Consider the following 17,820-nt stretch of genomic DNA (forward strand, 5'->3'; position numbering starts at 1 on the left):
TAAGTAAAAGGTAGTAAAGCTTGCTTCTTCCCTGGATCGATCATGGAGGATTATAATATGCGCATCCTGATTCAAAAATTCGGGGGCACCTCTCTTTCTACCGATCATGCCAGAGAACACGTAATTAGTCATATTACCAGAGAACGCAGCAGTGGCTTTGCTGTAGTCGTAGTCGTTTCTGCTATGGGGCGTAAGGGAGATCCTTACGCAACGGATACCTTGCTTCAGGTTATACGTGATAATGGCGACAGGCTGCCAGCGCGTGAGCGAGATATGCTGCTAGGCTGCGGAGAAATTATTTCCGCAGCCGCTTTATGCAGCTTGCTCATTGCGAGAGGCATTCCTTCCGTTGTCCTAACCGGAGGACAGGCGGGCATGATTACTGACGAGCAGTATGGGCAAGCCCGAATCAAAGAGATTCGGCCAGATAAGGTGCTTCATCATTTACGTGAAGGAACCGTAGTAATCGTAACAGGTTTTCAAGGAAGCACAGCATTAGGAGATACGACAACACTTGGCCGCGGCGGAAGCGATACTTCAGCTACAGCATTAGGTGCTGCGCTGCGCGCTGAAATGGTCGATATTTATACGGATGTTAACGGAATTTTAACGGCGGACCCTAGATTAGTCGAGGAGGCGAAACCGCTTCCTGTCGTAAGCTATGCTGAAATATGCAACATGGCAAGGCAAGGAGCTAAGGTTATCCATCCTCGTGCCGTTGAGATTGCTCAGCAGGCTCGTATACCGCTCCGCGTTCGTTCTACCTTCTCAAATGAAACAGGCACATTAGTAACTGATTCAGCTGAGCTTAAGGCTGAGCTGGCGGTTAAGGATCGTCATGTTACAGGAATTGCCCATGCATCAGGGATTACTCAAATATCAGTAAAGGCTATTGAAGGCCGAAATGATGTGCAGCTGCAAGTGTTTCAATCTATGGCTAAGCATCATATTAGTGTTGATTTTATTAATGTAACGCCAAGCGGTGCAGTTTATACCGTATTTGATCATGATGCTAAACGTGCAGTTGATGTACTGAAGGAATGCGGCTTTGCACCTTCAGCTATTAAAGGCTGTGCTAAAGTATCCGTCATCGGCGGTGGTATGAATGGAGAGCCAGGCGTTATGGCGCGTATCGTGGAAGCGCTGACGGAGCAGGGCATTTCAATCATGCAATCGGCTGATTCTAATACAACGATATGGGTGCTCGTACGTGAAGCGGATATGGTAGAGGCACTTCGTTCTCTGCACGCGAAGTTCGAGCTTCATCGATAGAGCAACTTTTTTGGGAGGAATTCAGATGGAATTTGGAAGACTAATTACCGCAATGGTAACCCCATTTGATGCGGACGGTCATATTGATTGGGAAACGACAGCAAAATTAATTGATTATTTGATTGAGGAGCAGCAAAGCGATAGTCTTGTCGTTTCAGGTACGACTGGCGAATCACCGACGCTCTCCGATGAAGAAAAACTGGAACTGTTCCGATTCGCTGTTAAGCATGCGAATGGTCGTTGCAAAATCATTGCTGGTACGGGCAGCAACAACACAGCCCATTCCATCCATCTGACAAAAGACGCAGAAGCAGCTGGCGTTGATGGCATTTTGCTTGTAGCTCCATATTATAACCGTCCTAGTCAAGAAGGACTTTATCAGCACTTTAAGGCTATTGCTGAAGCAACAAAATTGCCTATTCTTTTGTATAATGTGGAAGGTCGTACGGGAGTCAACATCTCTGTCGAAACGACGCTTCGCTTAGCACAAATCGACAATGTTGTGGCGACAAAAGATTGTGCTTCAACAGATCAATTAACTCAAATTATTAGTGGTGCTCCTGTAGGTTTTAAAGTATACAGCGGGGACGACAGTGCTACACTGCCTGCTTTAGCTATTGGAGCTTACGGAATCGTTAGCGTTGCGGGACATGTCGTTGGCGCGCAAATGAAACAATTAATCGAAGCCTATGTGAACGGAAACGTTCAGGAAGCTGCTCGAATAAATGGTATTTTACATCCAATTTTCAGAGGTTTATTCTATTGTCCTCATCCTGTACCTAATCCTGTGGCCGTGAAATTTGCACTTGGCTTAAAAGGTTTGCCAGTTGGAGGAGTTAGACTTCCGCTTGTTACTGTGACCGAGGCTGAGGCCGCATTCTTACGCAATTTACTGGTGTAAATACACGTAATCGTTGATTGCAGCCGGTGCATCCAGCATCGGTTTTATTTTTTTGGGAAGCATATTGCATAATAGCAATATCGTGTTTCACTTGTATTCCAGCTTTTTCTTCATGTATAATGATTTCAAGTGACTGGGTGCGGCAAATATTTGGAAATGAAATTAACGTCAGAGCGGCATCTGACGATAACAACGCATAGGTAAACAATGTTCGGCATTAATTACCTATGGATCCGTACAAAATAAATATTGCTTTTCCATATTACGACAATCTTACGAGGCCATTATAGCTTCGCAATAATAATTAGATGCTTACGGAGCCGTTCGCTTCGAAATATTTAAGAAAATGCTTACAAAGCTATTTTGCTTCGAAAATTAACCCAATGATTACGAAGCGAATTTCGCTTCGCAAAATTTTAAGGAGGAAAACACTTGTCTAAGAAGAACAACCAGGATAAATTGCTCATTTTTGCACTAGGCGGAGTTGGCGAGATCGGGAAAAACATGTACGTCATCCAATATAACAATGATATCGTTGTAGTTGACTCAGGACTTAAGTTCCCTGAAGAGGACATGCTCGGAATCGATATTGTTATCCCAGACATCTCTTACCTAACGGAAAATCGCGACAAAGTTCGCGGAATAATTATTACACATGGTCACGAGGATCATATTGGCGGTTTGCCTTATGTACTAAAAAGCTTAAATGTGCCATTATATGCAACAAAACTAACACTCGGACTTATCGAAGGAAAATTGAAGGAAGCGGGCTTGCTCGGGGAAACGAAACGTATTCTCATCAATGCAGATAGCGAAATTCAATTAGGCACGATTCGTGCATCCTTCTTCAGAACGAACCACAGTATTCCAGATTCCGTAGGTGTTAGCTTGGATACACCGGAAGGTACTGTTGTTCATACAGGTGACTTTAAATTTGACCATACGCCGGTGAATGAGCAATTTGCTGACTTGCAGCGTATCGCTGAGATTGGCAAACGCGGCGTTTTGGCTCTATTGTCAGACAGTACAAATGCTGAACGTCCAGGATACACACCATCTGAAGCACAAGTTGGCGATAATCTAGAGGATATTTTCCGCAAATCATCACAACGCGTTGTCGTAGCAACTTTTGCTTCCAATGTACACCGGATTCAACAAATTATAAATGCAGCTATTGCAACAAAACGTAAAATTGCGGTTGTTGGCCGCAGTATGGTTAACGTTGTAGGTATTGCTTCTGATCTTGGCTACTTGAATATTCCAGAGGGAATGATTATTGAGCCGGAAGAAGTAAACAAATTAGCTGCTGATCGTGTTGTTATTTTGTGTACAGGCAGTCAAGGCGAGCCGATGTCGGCGCTTACTCGCATGGCACGTTCGACACATCGCAAAGTAGATATTTTACCAGGCGACACCGTCATTATTGCGGCAACACCGATTCCGGGCAACGAAAGATATGTTGGTCGTACTGTTGATGAATTATTCCGCCTTGGTGCAAATGTTATTTACGGAAATGGTTCCGTTTCAGGCGTTCACGTATCTGGTCACGGCAGCCAAGAAGAACTTAAGCTTATGCTTAACTTGATTAAGCCAAAATACTTCATTCCTATCCACGGTGAATATCGTATGCTTCGTCAGCATGCGAAGCTTGGAGAAGCAATCGGAATTGAGCGTGAGAACATCTTCGTTATTGATAACGGTGATACAGTTGAGTTCCAGAACGGCAGCGGCCGCAAAGGCTCGAAAGTACAAGCAGGAAACGTATTGATTGATGGATTGGGCGTAGGCGATGTTGGTAACATTGTATTGCGTGATCGCAAGCTTTTGTCGCAAGATGGCATTTTGGTCGTTGTTGTTACATTAAGCAAGCAAGATGGCGCGATCTTGTCTGGTCCAGATATTATTTCTCGCGGTTTCGTTTATGTTCGTGAATCCGAAGGTCTTCTTGATGAAGCCAATCGCATCGTAACATCGACGCTTACACGTTTGATGAATGATAAAGTAAATGAATGGGCATCGCTCAAAACGAATGTGAAGGATGCGCTGGGTCGTTTCTTGTACGAGCAGACTCGTCGTCGTCCAATGATTTTGCCAATCATTATGGAAGTTTAACATATAAGTAATTAATGAAAAGAATCGCTTGTCCTTTCCGCAATTGCCGCGGCGGACACAAGCGATTCTTTTTTTATGTAAAAACCGAAACCGTTTCTGCTTGGTTTGTCAAATCAAGAGATCTAGACTGTATTTTGTATAAATTTTTGACCAGACCTCATACTATGACGAGCATCATCATAAGAGGGGGATATTTAAATGAATGGTCACACAAACATGCAGTTTACTTCAGAGCAGCCTGAACAGCCTATTCCAGACGATAAAAAAAAGACGAATGCTGTTGTCGAAACGATTCAGCAGCTTGGTCAGACAGCGGTTCCTGCATTGACGGAATCCAATATCTTTTGTATGACCATCATTGGGCAAGTGGAGGGACATCTCGTTTTGCCTCCGCAAAATAAAACGACAAAATATGAGCATCTTATTCCACAACTCGTAGCAGCTGAACAAAATCATAAAATTGAAGGTGTGTTTATCGTTCTGAATACTGTAGGCGGCGATGTTGAGGCAGGACTCGCAATAGCTGAAATGATTTCATCACTCAGCAAGCCAACCGTAACGCTCGTGCTTGGCGGAGGACATTCCATAGGTGTTCCGATTGCCGTAGCTGGCGATATGTCATTTATTGCAGAGACAGCAACGATGACGATTCATCCAATTCGTCTAAATGGTTTAGTGATCGGTGTACCACAAACCTTTGAATATTTGGATAAAATGCAGGAGCGCGTCGTACGATTTGTAACTTCGCACTCGAACGTGACGGAACATACATTTAAAGAGCTCATGTTCAAGACGGGGGAGCTTACTCGGGATATAGGAACTACGGTTATTGGATCTGATGCAGTCAAGCATGGTCTGATTGATGCCGTTGGCGGCTTGGGTGAGGCGTTAAAGGAATTAAACCGAAGAATTGAGGCTTCCAAGCTCGGCAGAATTGAGGTGAATATCCAATGACACTTTATACGAATATGCCTCTTGAGGTTGTGCTGGAGGGCTTTAATGACGAAATGGAGCAATCGCAAGAGGTATGGTCAAATGGTGTAAAGATGCAGGTGACTCCCATCGCACCGGGAATGGGGAAAATTATTCGATTATTAGATTGCAGCCTCGACGATTATCTCAATCCAAATTTAATGCCGGGCACCATTGTGAATTATAAATAAGGAACAAACAAATGTTCGTGCAAATGTCTCATAGGAACATTTGCCCACCTATGGTATAATCTTTTACCAGAGGTGACGGATTTGGCAAAGAAAAAGAGACGTAAAAAATCAATTGGCACAAACTTAAAATATGAAGTATATGGTATTTTGCTTATTACAATTTCAATTATTGCCCTCTCTGGAGAGGCGGCTGTCGGGCGCTCGTTATCCAAGCTGTTTGGGCTTGTGCTCGGCAAGTTTTATTTTGTATTAGCACTAATTGGGATTGTCATTGGACTTGCGGTCATGATCAAACGCGCTTGGCCTAAAGGATGGACGAACAAGCGAACAGGCTTGTTTATCATGGTGCTGGCGTTTACACTCATGAGCTCCATATCTGAAATTGATCAAAAGCTGAGCCCTACGGTTGATTTGACAGGGTCGAGTATTTTTAATCAGCTTAGCAGCGATTTGAAATTATCTTTAATAAGTGTACCGGCCGAAAATGATTTACCGATCAGAGACAAAGAAATAAGCGGTGGTTTTGTAGGCGCTATTCAATATTCATTATTTTTCTCTTTGTTCGGGTATTATGGCGCGAAGCTTATTATGTTTGTTATGTTCGCGATCTCTATCATGCTTATGACAGGTAAGTCGTATGTGGAGTTAGGGAGATTGGTTACGACTCGTGGCAATCGTATGTTCAAGCTGCTTGCAGCTAAATGGGAGAAGAGGGCTTCCCTGCGTGCTGCCGCAGCAGCACAAGCGAGTGCCAACGTTGGACAGGCTGATTTCGATGATGATGATGAAACAATTGATGACGATCATGAAAGTTATGTTGCTGCTCCTCCTAAGAAGAAGAAGAGAAGATCCTTGTTTTTCTCTTGGAGACAGGATCAAGATGAAGAAGAGTCTGATATATCCAGTCATCCGCAGGATGAATGGGTGTTCGAGCCAAATGGAACGGATACACTTGCAAGCGCAAAGCCTGCCTGGCAAAATGATTTCGAACCGCCTTGGGAGAAATCCGGCGCTGATTTACATACAGATTTGACTCCAGATATACATGAGCATGACAGCACGCCGCCATGGGAAAATGCTGGTGATGGTCTTATAATCGACCATGAGCCGCTTGTACCTAATCGTGATGAAGCATGGAACCAAACGAATCCTATTCAGGAATTAGCCGATTCAGAGCTGCTTAACGATACTCTGGAAGAGGCTGAGGATGATGATACGGATCTATTGGAGCCTGAAATAATCGCGGCTGGTGCTAATTCTTCAGAAGCGCTTGTGTATGAGGAAGATGTGGAGCAACCGATTCCGAAACGTCCTATTGCCGAAGAGAACGCACCTAAGCCTTACCTGCTGCCGCCTTTTACGCTGCTTACTAAACCGAATTTAATGAGTAAAAATGCAGATGCGTCCGACATGTACGACTCTCGCCGAAAGCTGGAGGCAACGCTGGAAAGCTTTGGCGTACGTGCCAAGGTACTGGATGTTGTTCGCGGGCCAGCAGTAACGCGATATGAAGTTCAGCCAGCAACGGGCGTTAAGGTTAGCCGAATTGTTGGTTTAACGGATGATATCGCTCTTGCGCTAGCAGCTAAGGATATTCGGATGGAAGCGCCGATTCCGGGGAAATCAGCCATAGGGATAGAAGTACCAAATATGGAGGTCTCCGTCGTAACGATGCGCGAGGTAATGGAAACCACTGCGTTTCAAAATGCTGCATCCAAATTGTCTATCGCGTTCGGCCGAGATATATCGGGACAGACGATCGTAGGCAACTTAGCCAAAATGCCCCATTTGCTTGTAGCAGGTGCTACAGGTTCGGGTAAATCCGTTTGTATTAACGGCATTATTACGAGTATTTTGTATAAGGCTGCGCCAGACGAGGTTAAATTTCTTATGATTGACCCAAAAATGGTTGAGCTGAACGTATACAATGGGATTCCGCATTTGCTCGCTCCTGTTGTTACGAATCCTAAGCGTGCTTCTCTGGCTCTAAAGAAAATTGTTGTTGAGATGGAAAGCCGCTATGAGCTTTTCTCCAAATCCGCAACTCGCAATATCGAAGGCTACAACAATTTAATGGCCGATAATCCTGCAGCTGTTCTTCCTTATATCGTTGTTATTGTGGACGAGCTTGCTGACTTGATGATGGTTGCTGCAAACGATGTAGAGGACTCCATTGCAAGGCTTGCTCAAATGGCGCGTGCAGCTGGCATTCATCTTATCATTGCAACGCAGCGGCCATCAGTCGATGTCATTACGGGCGTTATTAAAGCGAACATTCCTTCCCGCATTGCTTTCGGCGTATCTTCTCAGGTAGACTCCCGAACCATTCTTGATATGGTTGGAGCGGAAAAGCTGCTTGGTCGCGGTGATATGCTTTTCTTGCCAGTTGGAATGTCGAAGCCGATCAGGGTGCAAGGAGCCTTTTTATCCGATCAGGAAGTAGAATCATTAGTAAACTACGCACGCGGTCAAGCCGAAGCGCAGTATAAAGAGGATCTTGTACCGGAAGTTGAAGAGGAATCAACGGATGGGAACGAAATGCTGGACGAGCTTTATGATCAGGCAGTGCAAGTGATATTGGAAGCGAAGCAGGCATCTGTTTCCTTGCTGCAGCGGCGGATGAGAATTGGCTATACTAGAGCGGCAAGATTAATCGACCAAATGGAGGCTCGCTCTATTGTTGGTCCTTATGAAGGCAGTAAGCCGCGGGAAGTATTAATTACACTCGATCAATTTCAAGCTGGAAGAGCTAGCTCATAATTTCCGAAGTTTGCAGAAAACGGAACGAAGTGCATAGAAGTGGGATCAACTTCTCATACTAAAGTTAGGTAACGCTACCTTAAGCGAACTAACTTGCAAGAGAAAGGCAGATCCCATCATGAGAAATCGTTTGATTTTGGTGACCTCGATTATCGTGCTGTTGTTGTTCGGTTCCTTTTCGTTACTGAGCGGAAAGCATGACGGAGTAAAGGAAACGTTCAGCAACGCCACCTTAACGGTAGGCTCAACTGGACAAGACGTAAAAGAATTGCAAGGACGGCTAAAGCACCTCGGTTATTTTAAAGGTGATATAGACGGGAAGTTTGGATCGAGCACAAAAAATGCAGTCACATGGTTTCAATGGAAGTTTGGGCTTAAATCGGACGGTATTGTCGGTGCCAAAACAAAGCTGAAGCTTTGGGAAGCAACAAAAAAATGGACGCCATCAGCAGCAGCCCCGCCTGCTTCCGGTTCTAATTCTGGCGGTAAAGAAGATGCTGGTTCTTCCGGCAATAAGGCACCCATTGGAGGTTCTAACCGATTAGGCTTGTCGGAAAATGACATACAGATAATGGCTAATGCCGTATACGGTGAAGCAAGAGGTGAGCCGTATGAAGGCCAAATCGCGGTTGCTGCGGTTATCATTAACCGTATGAAGTCTCAAAGTTTCCCTAACACGATTTATGGCGTCATCTTTCAGCCTGGTGCCTTTACAGCGGTTGCTGACGGGCAAATTTGGCTCACGCCTAATGCGAAAGCGCGCGAGGCAGTTATGGATGCCATTAACGGCCAAGATCCTTCTGGCGGTTGTCTTTATTATTTCAATCCAGAAACAGCAACCTCGAAATGGATCTGGACAAGAACACAAATTAAAACAATCGGCAAGCATATATTCTGTATGTAACTATAAGCCATTCTCGAAAGGAAGCAGCCGTTACTGCCTAGTGCAGCAGTGGTTGCTTCTTCCATTTCCTATAGGTTAGAATGGTATAGTGATTTGTTTAATGGAATAGATTTACTCTATAACGCGCCGTTGAAAGGAGCAAACCGAGTGTCCACATTTGAAAGAGGGCAGCTGCAGCGCATTCGTCTGCATGTATTGCCTACAAAACGATTCAAAACGTTTGCCATTTCGTTATTTGCGGGACTTTCACTTGAAGAAGCAACAGTAACACCGGTTGCTCTTATTCCGTTTGTACTGAGAAGAGGCACGGCGAAATTACCAGAAACGATTACTTTTCGTGAGAAGCTTGACGATTTATATGGAGCAGGCTTTGGGTTTGATGTATATAAAAGAGGCGACTCTCAGATCGTCCAATTTCGAATGGATGTCATAAATGATGAGTTTGTTTCATCCGATACTCCACTTCTTGCAGAATCGCTGCAATTTCTAGGTGATGTAATAACAGATCCGCTCATAGATCAGAATGGTTTCCATCAGAAGTATGTAGATGCCGAGAAAACGACGCTCAAAAAACGTTTAGAGGCGATCGTAAATGATAAAATTCGATACGCCGCTGAGCGCTGCTTGGAAGAAATGTGCGCGGATGAGCCTTATCGTTTGCATCCACTAGGCAAGCTTGCTGAAATCGAATCCATTACCTCATCTTCACTTTATGATTCCTATTTGCAGTGGCTGGATAATGCAGCGCTCGACTTGTATGTCGTTGGAGATACGACGCTTGAGGAAGTAACGAAGCTTGTGTCGAGCGCCTTCAAGCTGAAGGATGGTTCACCATCTGCTTATTCAACGCCTAACATCCACCACCCTGTTAAGGAAGTAAAACAGGTTACAGAACGGATGGAAGTGAGTCAAGGTAAGCTGAATTTAGGACTTCGTACGGGAGTCGGGTATGTTGACGATGCTTATCCAGCTGCATTAATGTACAACGGCATCTTAGGCGGATACCCTCATTCGAAGCTTTTCTTGAATGTCCGCGAGAAAGAGAGCTTGGCTTATTACGCTGCATCCCGTCTTGATGGACATAAAGGGTTATGCACAATTCAATCCGGAATTGAGTTTGCAAATTACGAGCGAGCGGTTGCGATTATTAAAGAGCAGCTTGAAAGTATGCGTCAAGGAAATCTCTCGGAGCTTGAGATGAACCAAACCAAGGCGATGATATCCAATCACCTTCGTGAGCTTCAAGACTCAGCATATGAGATGATTGCTTATGATTTTAATGGCGTGTTAACGGGTAAAGATCGAAGTGCAGAGCAGTTGCTTGAACAGGTTCAAGCGGTAACAGCTGAGGATATCGTTAAGGTTGCAGAGCAAGTACAGCTCGATACGATTTACTTTTTGCGCGATCGAAAGGAGGCATAAAAGGTGCAAACCCTAAATTATCCAAATGTTCAGGAAACTTTGTATCGTGAAGTGCTTGATAATGGACTTGAAGTTATCGTGCTTCCGAAGGAAGGCTTTCATAAAACGTACGCGACATTTTCAACAAAATATGGTTCCGTTGACAACCGTTTTTCAGTTGGCAGCCAGCCGCCTGTAAAAGTGCCGGACGGTATTGCACATTTCTTGGAACATAAAATGTTTGAAGAGCCTACAGGCGATATTTTCGCAGTATTTGCCTCTCAAGGTGCATCGGCTAATGCCTTTACGAGCTTTGACCGAACCGTATACTTGTTTTCGGCAACGGAGCAAATCAACGCTAATTTAGAGACGCTTATCAATTTTGTTCAGAACCCTTATTTTACGGATACAAATGTGGAGAAGGAAAAAGGGATCATTGAGCAAGAAATCAATATGTACCGCGACAATCCGGATTGGAGAGTCTATTTTGGATTGATTGATGCGCTTTATCATGAGCATCCTGTTCATATTGATATCGCCGGCACTGTCGAGTCCATCAGACAAATAGATAAGGAAACGCTATATCGCTGTTATGAAACGTTTTATCACCCATCAAATATGTTGTTATTTGTTGTTGGCGGAGTGAAGGCGGAGGAAGTATTCCAGCTTGTCCGCGACAATCAAAATAGCAAGTCGTTTGAACCTCAAGGACCGATTGAACGTTATTTCGAGAAAGAGCCGGAAACAGTGAAAATTGCGCGCAAGGTAACGGAGCTTCCAGTATCATTGCCTAAATGCATGCTGGGCTTTAAAGAAAAGCAGACAGGTCTTGAAGGGGAATCGCTTCTTCGTCAAGAAGTAACGACCAAGCTGATGTTGGATGCTTTGATTGGACCTAGCTCTAAGCTTTATCAGCAGTTGTATGAAAATGATCTGATCTCTGATTCATTTGGAAGCGAGTATAATTCGAGCACGGGTTATGCTTTCTCCGTTATCGGCGGAGATACTCCAAATCCTGATGAGCTTATTAAGCAAATCCGAACAGCGGTTGAAGCCGTTTTGGTAAGCGGTATTGAGCCTACTGCTTTTGAAAGATCCAAACGTAAAAAAATCGGTGGATATTTGCGTATGCTTAACTCCCCAGAAGCAATTGCCGGTGAATTTACAAGATATCGATTCCGTGACAGCGACATGTTCGACGTCCTCGATTTCTATGAGAAATGTACACTTGAACAAGTGAATGAACGGCTCCGCGAGCATTTTGATTTCGATCAGCTTGCAGTTTCCATTGTGGAACAGCCTTCAAAATGAAGACGCTCCAACAGATGACGGTTCTTATTACGGGGGGAAGCCGCGGCATCGGAGCAGCTATTGCTAAACGATTTGCAGCGGAAGGCGTAAATATCGTTATCCATTACTTGCAATCTCATGAGACAGCAAATGAAACGGCGCGGATGTGTATGGCTCTTGGCGCGAATGTGTTAACCATTTCTGCTGATCTGCGCTCTAAGGAGCAGCTGGAGCGGATGCGGGAGAAGCTGGAGAGCCATAATATGCTTCCCGATATATTGGTTAATAATGGCGGAATTTCACATTATGGCATGTTAATGGATGTGACAGAGGAAGAATGGGATGATGTGATGGCGGTCAACCTCAAAGGAATGTTCCTTTGTTCGCAGCTATTTATGCCGAATATGATTGCACAGCGCTTTGGCCGCATCATAAATGTTTCTTCTATTTGGGGAATGTCAGGAGCTTCGTGCGAGGTTCTCTATTCCACGACGAAGGGTGGCATGAACGCCTTTACTAAGGCGCTGGCGAAAGAGCTGGCGCCGACAGGCGTTACGGTCAATGCGGTTGCTCCTGGTGCAGTTGAGACAGAAATGATGGATGGATTCAATGCGGAGGAAAAGGCAGCTATTCAGCAGGAAATTCCGGTTGGACGTTTTGGTTCAACAGATGAAATTGCCTCACTTGTTTATTTTCTTGCACTGCCGGAATCTTCCTATATTACGGGCCAAGTCATTAGTCCGAATGGCGGATGGCATACGTAGTCGGTGGCTGCTGCTTCTTGGGACAAGCTTGTTGCATAATTAGAACAGTGTTTACGCATCATATGACTGTTGATGATTTTTTTCTATACCCTTAGGAGGCGAAGAAACATGTCAACCGTACTTTCTAATTTTGCAACATGGAAGCAATTTTTGGCAGAGCGCGTATCGCAAGCCAAAAAAATCGGCATGACGGAAGAAACGATTTCAAGCTTAGCTTACGAAATCGGTACTTTTCTCGACGAGAAGGTCGATCCGAAAAATGAGGAAGAACGCGTATTGAAGCAGCTATGGGACGCTGGCGATGAAGCAGAACGCAAAACACTTGCATGCTTAATGGTCAAGCTCGTTCAGGAAACTTAGCAGCAATCGTACGAAATCGTCATCTTCCTTAACAGAAGCAGAAACAGAAGAGCCTCCTCTAGGAGGCTTTTCTGCAATGTTTCTTTTTGGGTTGCAGGATTGTGACGAAACTTGTAGAATTATGTTTCATGATGTATGTAATCTTCTTTTACATACTTCTACAAGAACAGGTTTAGGACGGTGACCGCATTGGAATCGAAACAATGGTACATGGAATACAAAATACATAAAAACCGCCCGGGATTACTTGGAGATATCGCCTCATTGCTCGGTATGCTTGAGGTTAATATTATGACAATTAACGGTGTGGAAGATAGAACAAGGGGCATGCTGCTTCAAACTGACGATGATGAGAAGATTGAATTGCTTGGCAAAATGCTGCAAAAAGTAGATAATATTACTGTTAACAAACTGAGAACGCCTACAATTGTAGATATTTTGGCAGTGCGCCATGGACGCTACATTGAACGTGATTCTGATGATCGCAAGACGTTTCGTTTTACACGCGATGAGCTGGGCATTTTGGTCGATTTTTTGGGTGAAGTGTTTAAACGAGACGGCAATCAGGTTATAGGAGTAAGAGGGATGCCGCGAGTTGGGAAGACGGAATCCATTATTGCAGGAAGCGTATGCTCGAACAAACGATGGTCCTTTGTGTCCTCCACCTTATTGCGCCAGACGGTTAGAAGCCAGATGTCAGAGGACGAAATGCAGCCAAATACGATTTTTATCATTGATGGCATCGTCAGTACGATTCGTTCAAATGAAAAGCATTACAGCTTGCTTCAGGAAATTATGGCTATGCCATCAACTAAAGTAATTGAGCATCCGGACATATTTATTAAGGAATCCAATTACGATTACAGCCATTTTGATATTATTGTTGAATTACGGAACAACCCAGATGAAGAAATTTCTTATGAGTCCTTTACAACTAACTATACAGACGATTTCTAATCGGAAGGAGGCCGTCTCATGTCTGACTTAGGAGAATTGCTTCGCAAGGCGAGAGAGCAACGTGGATTAACGCTTGACGATATTCAAGAAACGACAAAAATTAGAAAACGGTATTTGGAAGCGATTGAAAGTGGAGACCACACGGTTTTGCCTGGTCCTTTTTATGTACGAGCATTTGTGAAAAATTACTCAGAAGCTGTTGGGCTTGATCCGGACGAAGTGCTTCGTTTGTATCAGCATGAGGTGCCTGCAGCGCCGGTAGAACAAATATCTGAGCCGATTGTATCAAGATCACCAAGACGTGTGCAGTCCCAGTCTTCAGAAAGACTAGGGAAAATCGGCTTCAATGTGATGATGTGGTCGTTTCTTATTTTAATTGTTGTCGTCATCTGGGTGTATGTTATTAATAATGACACAGGTGGTGCCAAACAAACCGACAACAATACCAATATCACGGAAGTTTCAAAACCTCCAGCTACGAATGAGGGAGGAACCGCGGGTGGCAACGAAAACACGCCAACCGACAATCCAACGCCGCCAACACCAACACAAGCACCAACGACGGTTACTTTCGGAAGCAAAGTAGGCAAAGCGGATCAATATGATATCGGTCCTGTTGGCGTTGCCCATAAGGTTGAGGTTAAAGTGAGCGGCGGAAGAAGCTGGTTAGAGGTACGTTCAAACAGCAATCAAGGCGAGAAGCTTTATTCTGCGAATGCTGAGGACGGCAGTGTTGAAACATTTGAACTTACGGGTCCGCTTTATATCAATGTTGGTAGAGCAGATTTAACGGAAATTAAGGTTGATGGGGTTATTGTTCCTGACGGGGACAGAGCGGGCTCGAAGAAGCTGCTGCTTAAACCTCTAATTGACGAAAACGCTGCAACAGGTGGAAATACTGATACTGGAACTGAATCTGGCACTAACACAGATACAGGTACGGGAACGAATCAAACGAAAACGGAATAATGATTACCGTAACAAAGGAGAGATTAAATTGGCATCAGAAAATGCATTTGATATTGTATCCAAGGTGGATATGCAAGAATTAGCCAATGCGATTAAGCAGGCGGAGCGGGAAATTGAAACACGCTTTGATTTTAAAGGCAGCAAGAGCTCCATTGCACTTGAGAAGGAAGATCTTGTTGTTGCTTCAGAGGATGAGTATAAGCTTAAGAGTGTGCTGGACATTTTATTATCCAAAATGGTAAAACGCGGAGTTCCAATTAAAAATATGGACTACGGGAAAATTGAGGGTGCTTCCGGTAATACGGTTCGTCAGCGTATTAAGCTAAGACAGGGTATTGAGCAGGATGTTTCAAAAAAAATTAATATTCTTATCCGCGATTCAAAGCTGAAGGTAAAAAGCTTGATTCAAGGCGACCAACTGCGCGTTTCCGGAAAAAGCTTAGATGATTTGCAAGCTGTTATGAAGCTGCTTAGGGAAGCAGATTTGCCTGTAGAGCTTCAATTTACTAATTATCGTTCCTAACAAGCAAAAACGCCTTCAGCGTCCTCTGGATGCTGAAGCAGCTTTGGCGAAGAAATATAAGATGAGTAGGTACAAAATATATACTTTCTTATATTTAAAAAGGCTTCGTTTCATCGGTTTCCGAGAAACGGAGCTTTTCGTTTTGGTAAAGCCAAAGATGAAAAATGAGGCTTTAGCCGCTTTTGACACGTGTAATGGCATGTATTATACTTATTTAGACAGCTTTACAGTTGGATCTGGGGGATACATAGATGAGAGAAAAAACACATGCGGTCACTCAAAGCTGCTTAACAAATGAATTGCAGCTGGGACAAAAATCTGATTTTTTTTACAAACAAAGGGTTCGCGTAACGCACACCTATGAGTTAGATCGATCTGAGGAGGGAATTGCGTGAATCTGGCGAACCGCATTACACTAGCCAGAATATTTTTGGTGCCGGTTATTATGTTTTTTCTGCTTATTAAAGTGGATTTGGGGTCGTTCACGATTTCTGACTTCTCCATTACATACAATCAAATTGCAGCGGCACTCATTTTTATTGTGGCAGCAAGCACAGACGGTCTAGATGGTTATATTGCAAGGAAAAACAAAATTGTAACTAACCTCGGCAAGCTGCTTGACCCTTTGGCGGATAAGCTTCTCGTGGCGGCAGTTCTCATTTCACTTGTTGAAATGGATAAACTTAATGCGCTGATTGCCATTGTTATTATCAGTAGAGAGTTTGCTGTTACAGGCCTTCGTCAAATCGCACTTTTAGAGGGTTCTGTTATGGCTGCCAGCACTTGGGGGAAATGGAAGACGGCGATTCAAATTACGATGATTATCGCTCTTCTTATTAATAATTTCCCATTCAATTTTATTGATTTTCCATTCGATGTTGTTGCAAGCTGGGTAGCAGCTGCTATTACAGTTTACTCAGGCATTGATTATTTCTTGAAAAACAAACATCTGATTCCGGTAGAATAATGGTAAAGCATCTTTCCGTCAAAAAGGGGAGATGCTTTTGCTTATATGTCTTTAATTACTCATACATTTGAATATGAAGGAGAACTTGAATCATGAAAGCAGAAATTATTGCAGTCGGGACAGAGCTGCTGCTCGGGCAAATTGTTAATACGAATGCTCAATACTTATCGCAGAAGCTTGCAGAGTTAGGTGTAGACGTCTATTTTCAGACTGTAGTTGGGGATAATTCTGCTCGCCTGAGGCAAGCCATTGAGATCGGCAGAAGCCGTGCGGATTTGCTTGTTTTTACTGGCGGACTCGGACCAACACAAGATGATCTTACAAAAGATGTATTAGCTGATTATTTGAACCGTGAGCTGAGTATTCATGAGCCGTCTATGTCCGCAATTGAACAGATGTTCAGCTCCCGCGGTATTCATATGGTGGAGAGCAATCGTCGTCAGGCTTTGATGATCGATGGCGGGGTTCCGTTGGAAAATACTACGGGCTTAGCTGTTGGCAACGGTTTGTCTGTTGATGGAACACTTTATTTGCTGCTGCCGGGACCGCCGCGTGAAATGAAGCCGATGATGGAAGATGCCGGTGAACGGTGGCTGCGTTCGATGTTGGGAGAGGCCAATCCGCTTTATTCTCGCATTTTAAAGTTTGCGGGGATAGGTGAATCCAATCTCGAAGCTAAGCTTCTGGATCTGATTGATGGGCAGCTTGACCCTACGATCGCACCATATGCAAAGGAAGGCGAGGTTTCGATACGCGTATCGACCAAAGCGAGCTCTTCCATTGAGGCTGATCTGAAAATCGATAAAAGTGTGCAGCAGATTAAGGATCGGGTAGGCGAATATTTGTATGCAGAGCAGGATATCCCTCTGGAGGAGGAGGTTATACACCTGCTGAGAGCCTCAAGACGCAAGCTGGCGAGCGCGGAAAGCATTAGTGGGGGTTTGCTTGCCGAGCTAATTACAAACGTTCCTGGAAGCAGTGGAGAGTACGTAGGAGGGGTTGTCACCTACACCAATATAATGAAGCATCATTTGCTCAGCATTCCGATGACTCAACTTGAAGGCGAAGGGGCTCCTGGAGCGATTAGCGATTCGACTGCCGCTTTAATGGCAGAGCGGGTTCGAGAACTCTCCGATGCTGATTTTGGCGTTTCTTTGACAGGGGTTGCTGGACCAGCGCAATCAGAAGGCAAGCCAGTGGGGCTTGTCTATGTAGGAATTGCCGAACGCGGCAAACCGACCGCTGTTCATACGCTGAATTTGAGCGGCGGCAGAGGCATGATCAGAATGCGAGCAGTAAAGTCTGCTTTGTATCGTTTGTGGCTTGCGCTGCAAGCACGGTAATTTTGCTGATTAGGAATGGCAGAGGCATGTTTGGCAAATGGATGATTGCCATAAATAATGTTTGTCAATTGACGGTTTGACCGTTATAATAAAGCTTAGTTATCGGAAGAACCGTAGCGAAGATTACCTTTGCT

17 protein-coding genes are annotated in these 17,820 nt (G+C 44.3%); all 17 read left to right on the forward strand.

Annotation, left to right across the window (positions count from 1 at the left end):
- Positions 1–57 precede the first annotated feature (57 nt).
- The 17 genes from dapG to AC0VYE_RS15935 all read left to right on the forward strand — a co-directional run bounded on the left by dapG (position 58) and on the right by AC0VYE_RS15935 (position 17,686).
- A complete protein-coding gene (dapG, locus tag AC0VYE_RS15855; RefSeq protein ID WP_475449059.1) occupies positions 58–1,272 on the forward strand; it encodes an aspartate kinase in 1,215 nt (404 codons plus the stop codon).
- Positions 1,273–1,297: 25 nt separating this feature from the next.
- Positions 1,298–2,173 (forward strand): 4-hydroxy-tetrahydrodipicolinate synthase, encoded by an 876-nt coding sequence (gene dapA / locus AC0VYE_RS15860; protein WP_475449061.1) that lies wholly within the window; start codon positions 1,298–1,300, stop codon positions 2,171–2,173.
- A 432-nt stretch (positions 2,174–2,605) separates the two neighbouring features.
- Positions 2,606–4,285: a ribonuclease J gene (locus AC0VYE_RS15865; RefSeq protein WP_053375776.1), complete on the forward strand. Its 1,680-nt coding sequence runs from the start codon at positions 2,606–2,608 to the stop codon at positions 4,283–4,285.
- Positions 4,286–4,501: 216 nt separating this feature from the next.
- Complete coding sequence (locus AC0VYE_RS15870) at positions 4,502–5,239, forward strand: ClpP family protease (protein ID WP_076269378.1); 738 nt, start codon at positions 4,502–4,504, stop codon at positions 5,237–5,239.
- A complete protein-coding gene (locus AC0VYE_RS15875) occupies positions 5,236–5,448 on the forward strand; it encodes a YlzJ-like family protein (protein ID WP_076269198.1) in 213 nt (70 codons plus the stop codon). Before AC0VYE_RS15870 ends, AC0VYE_RS15875 begins: the two co-directional genes overlap by 4 nt.
- A gap of 81 nt (positions 5,449–5,529) precedes the next feature.
- On the forward strand, positions 5,530–8,208 hold the full coding sequence (locus AC0VYE_RS15880; RefSeq protein WP_475449063.1) for an FtsK/SpoIIIE family DNA translocase: 2,679 nt from the start codon (positions 5,530–5,532) through the stop codon (positions 8,206–8,208).
- 118 nt (positions 8,209–8,326) lie between these two features.
- Positions 8,327–9,112, forward strand: a complete 786-nt coding sequence (sleB, locus tag AC0VYE_RS15885) for a spore cortex-lytic enzyme (protein ID WP_076269200.1) — start codon at positions 8,327–8,329, stop codon at positions 9,110–9,112.
- 147 nt (positions 9,113–9,259) lie between these two features.
- The gene (yfmF, locus tag AC0VYE_RS15890; RefSeq protein WP_475449066.1) at positions 9,260–10,534 is read left to right on the forward strand and encodes an EF-P 5-aminopentanol modification-associated protein YfmF; all 1,275 of its coding nucleotides are present in this window, start codon (positions 9,260–9,262) and stop codon (positions 10,532–10,534) included.
- A 3-nt stretch (positions 10,535–10,537) separates the two neighbouring features.
- The gene (gene yfmH, locus AC0VYE_RS15895; RefSeq protein WP_475449068.1) at positions 10,538–11,824 is read left to right on the forward strand and encodes an EF-P 5-aminopentanol modification-associated protein YfmH; all 1,287 of its coding nucleotides are present in this window, start codon (positions 10,538–10,540) and stop codon (positions 11,822–11,824) included.
- Complete coding sequence (gene ymfI, locus AC0VYE_RS15900; protein WP_076269202.1) at positions 11,821–12,567, forward strand: elongation factor P 5-aminopentanone reductase; 747 nt, start codon at positions 11,821–11,823, stop codon at positions 12,565–12,567. Before yfmH ends, ymfI begins: the two co-directional genes overlap by 4 nt.
- Positions 12,568–12,675: 108 nt before the next feature.
- Complete coding sequence (locus AC0VYE_RS15905; protein ID WP_475449071.1) at positions 12,676–12,927, forward strand: DUF3243 family protein; 252 nt, start codon at positions 12,676–12,678, stop codon at positions 12,925–12,927.
- Between the two features lie 189 nt (positions 12,928–13,116).
- On the forward strand, positions 13,117–13,884 hold the full coding sequence (locus AC0VYE_RS15910) for a DUF3388 domain-containing protein (protein ID WP_076269204.1): 768 nt from the start codon (positions 13,117–13,119) through the stop codon (positions 13,882–13,884).
- A gap of 18 nt (positions 13,885–13,902) precedes the next feature.
- Positions 13,903–14,853 carry a helix-turn-helix domain-containing protein gene (locus AC0VYE_RS15915; RefSeq protein WP_475449073.1) on the forward strand — a complete coding sequence of 317 codons (951 nt, stop codon included), beginning with the start codon at positions 13,903–13,905 and terminating at the stop codon, positions 14,851–14,853.
- Positions 14,854–14,881: 28 nt separating this feature from the next.
- Complete coding sequence (locus AC0VYE_RS15920; RefSeq protein ID WP_076269206.1) at positions 14,882–15,376, forward strand: YajQ family cyclic di-GMP-binding protein; 495 nt, start codon at positions 14,882–14,884, stop codon at positions 15,374–15,376.
- 251 nt (positions 15,377–15,627) lie between these two features.
- Entirely contained in the window at positions 15,628–15,771 is a 144-nt protein-coding gene (locus tag AC0VYE_RS15925; protein WP_179089831.1) for a hypothetical protein, read from the forward strand.
- Positions 15,768–16,343 carry a CDP-diacylglycerol--glycerol-3-phosphate 3-phosphatidyltransferase gene (gene pgsA, locus AC0VYE_RS15930; protein ID WP_076269207.1) on the forward strand — a complete coding sequence of 192 codons (576 nt, stop codon included), beginning with the start codon at positions 15,768–15,770 and terminating at the stop codon, positions 16,341–16,343. Before AC0VYE_RS15925 ends, pgsA begins: the two co-directional genes overlap by 4 nt.
- Before the next feature lie 92 nt (positions 16,344–16,435).
- Complete coding sequence (locus AC0VYE_RS15935; protein WP_475449076.1) at positions 16,436–17,686, forward strand: competence/damage-inducible protein A; 1,251 nt, start codon at positions 16,436–16,438, stop codon at positions 17,684–17,686.
- Positions 17,687–17,820 lie beyond the last annotated feature (134 nt).

Source organism: Pristimantibacillus sp. Z349TD_6 (genome assembly GCF_056173205.1).

Coding starts and splice junctions, on each gene's coding strand:
- dapG (WP_475449059.1), top strand. CDS start 58: ATGCGCATCCTGATTCAAAAATTCGGGGGCACCTCTCTTTCTACCGAT.
- dapA (WP_475449061.1), top strand. CDS start 1,298: ATGGAATTTGGAAGACTAATTACCGCAATGGTAACCCCATTTGATGCG.
- AC0VYE_RS15870 (WP_076269378.1), top strand. CDS start 4,502: ATGCAGTTTACTTCAGAGCAGCCTGAACAGCCTATTCCAGACGATAAA.
- AC0VYE_RS15875 (WP_076269198.1), top strand. CDS start 5,236: ATGACACTTTATACGAATATGCCTCTTGAGGTTGTGCTGGAGGGCTTT.
- sleB (WP_076269200.1), top strand. CDS start 8,327: ATGAGAAATCGTTTGATTTTGGTGACCTCGATTATCGTGCTGTTGTTG.
- ymfI (WP_076269202.1), top strand. CDS start 11,821: ATGAAGACGCTCCAACAGATGACGGTTCTTATTACGGGGGGAAGCCGC.
- AC0VYE_RS15905 (WP_475449071.1), top strand. CDS start 12,676: ATGTCAACCGTACTTTCTAATTTTGCAACATGGAAGCAATTTTTGGCA.
- AC0VYE_RS15915 (WP_475449073.1), top strand. CDS start 13,903: ATGTCTGACTTAGGAGAATTGCTTCGCAAGGCGAGAGAGCAACGTGGA.
- AC0VYE_RS15925 (WP_179089831.1), top strand. CDS start 15,628: ATGAGAGAAAAAACACATGCGGTCACTCAAAGCTGCTTAACAAATGAA.
- AC0VYE_RS15935 (WP_475449076.1), top strand. CDS start 16,436: ATGAAAGCAGAAATTATTGCAGTCGGGACAGAGCTGCTGCTCGGGCAA.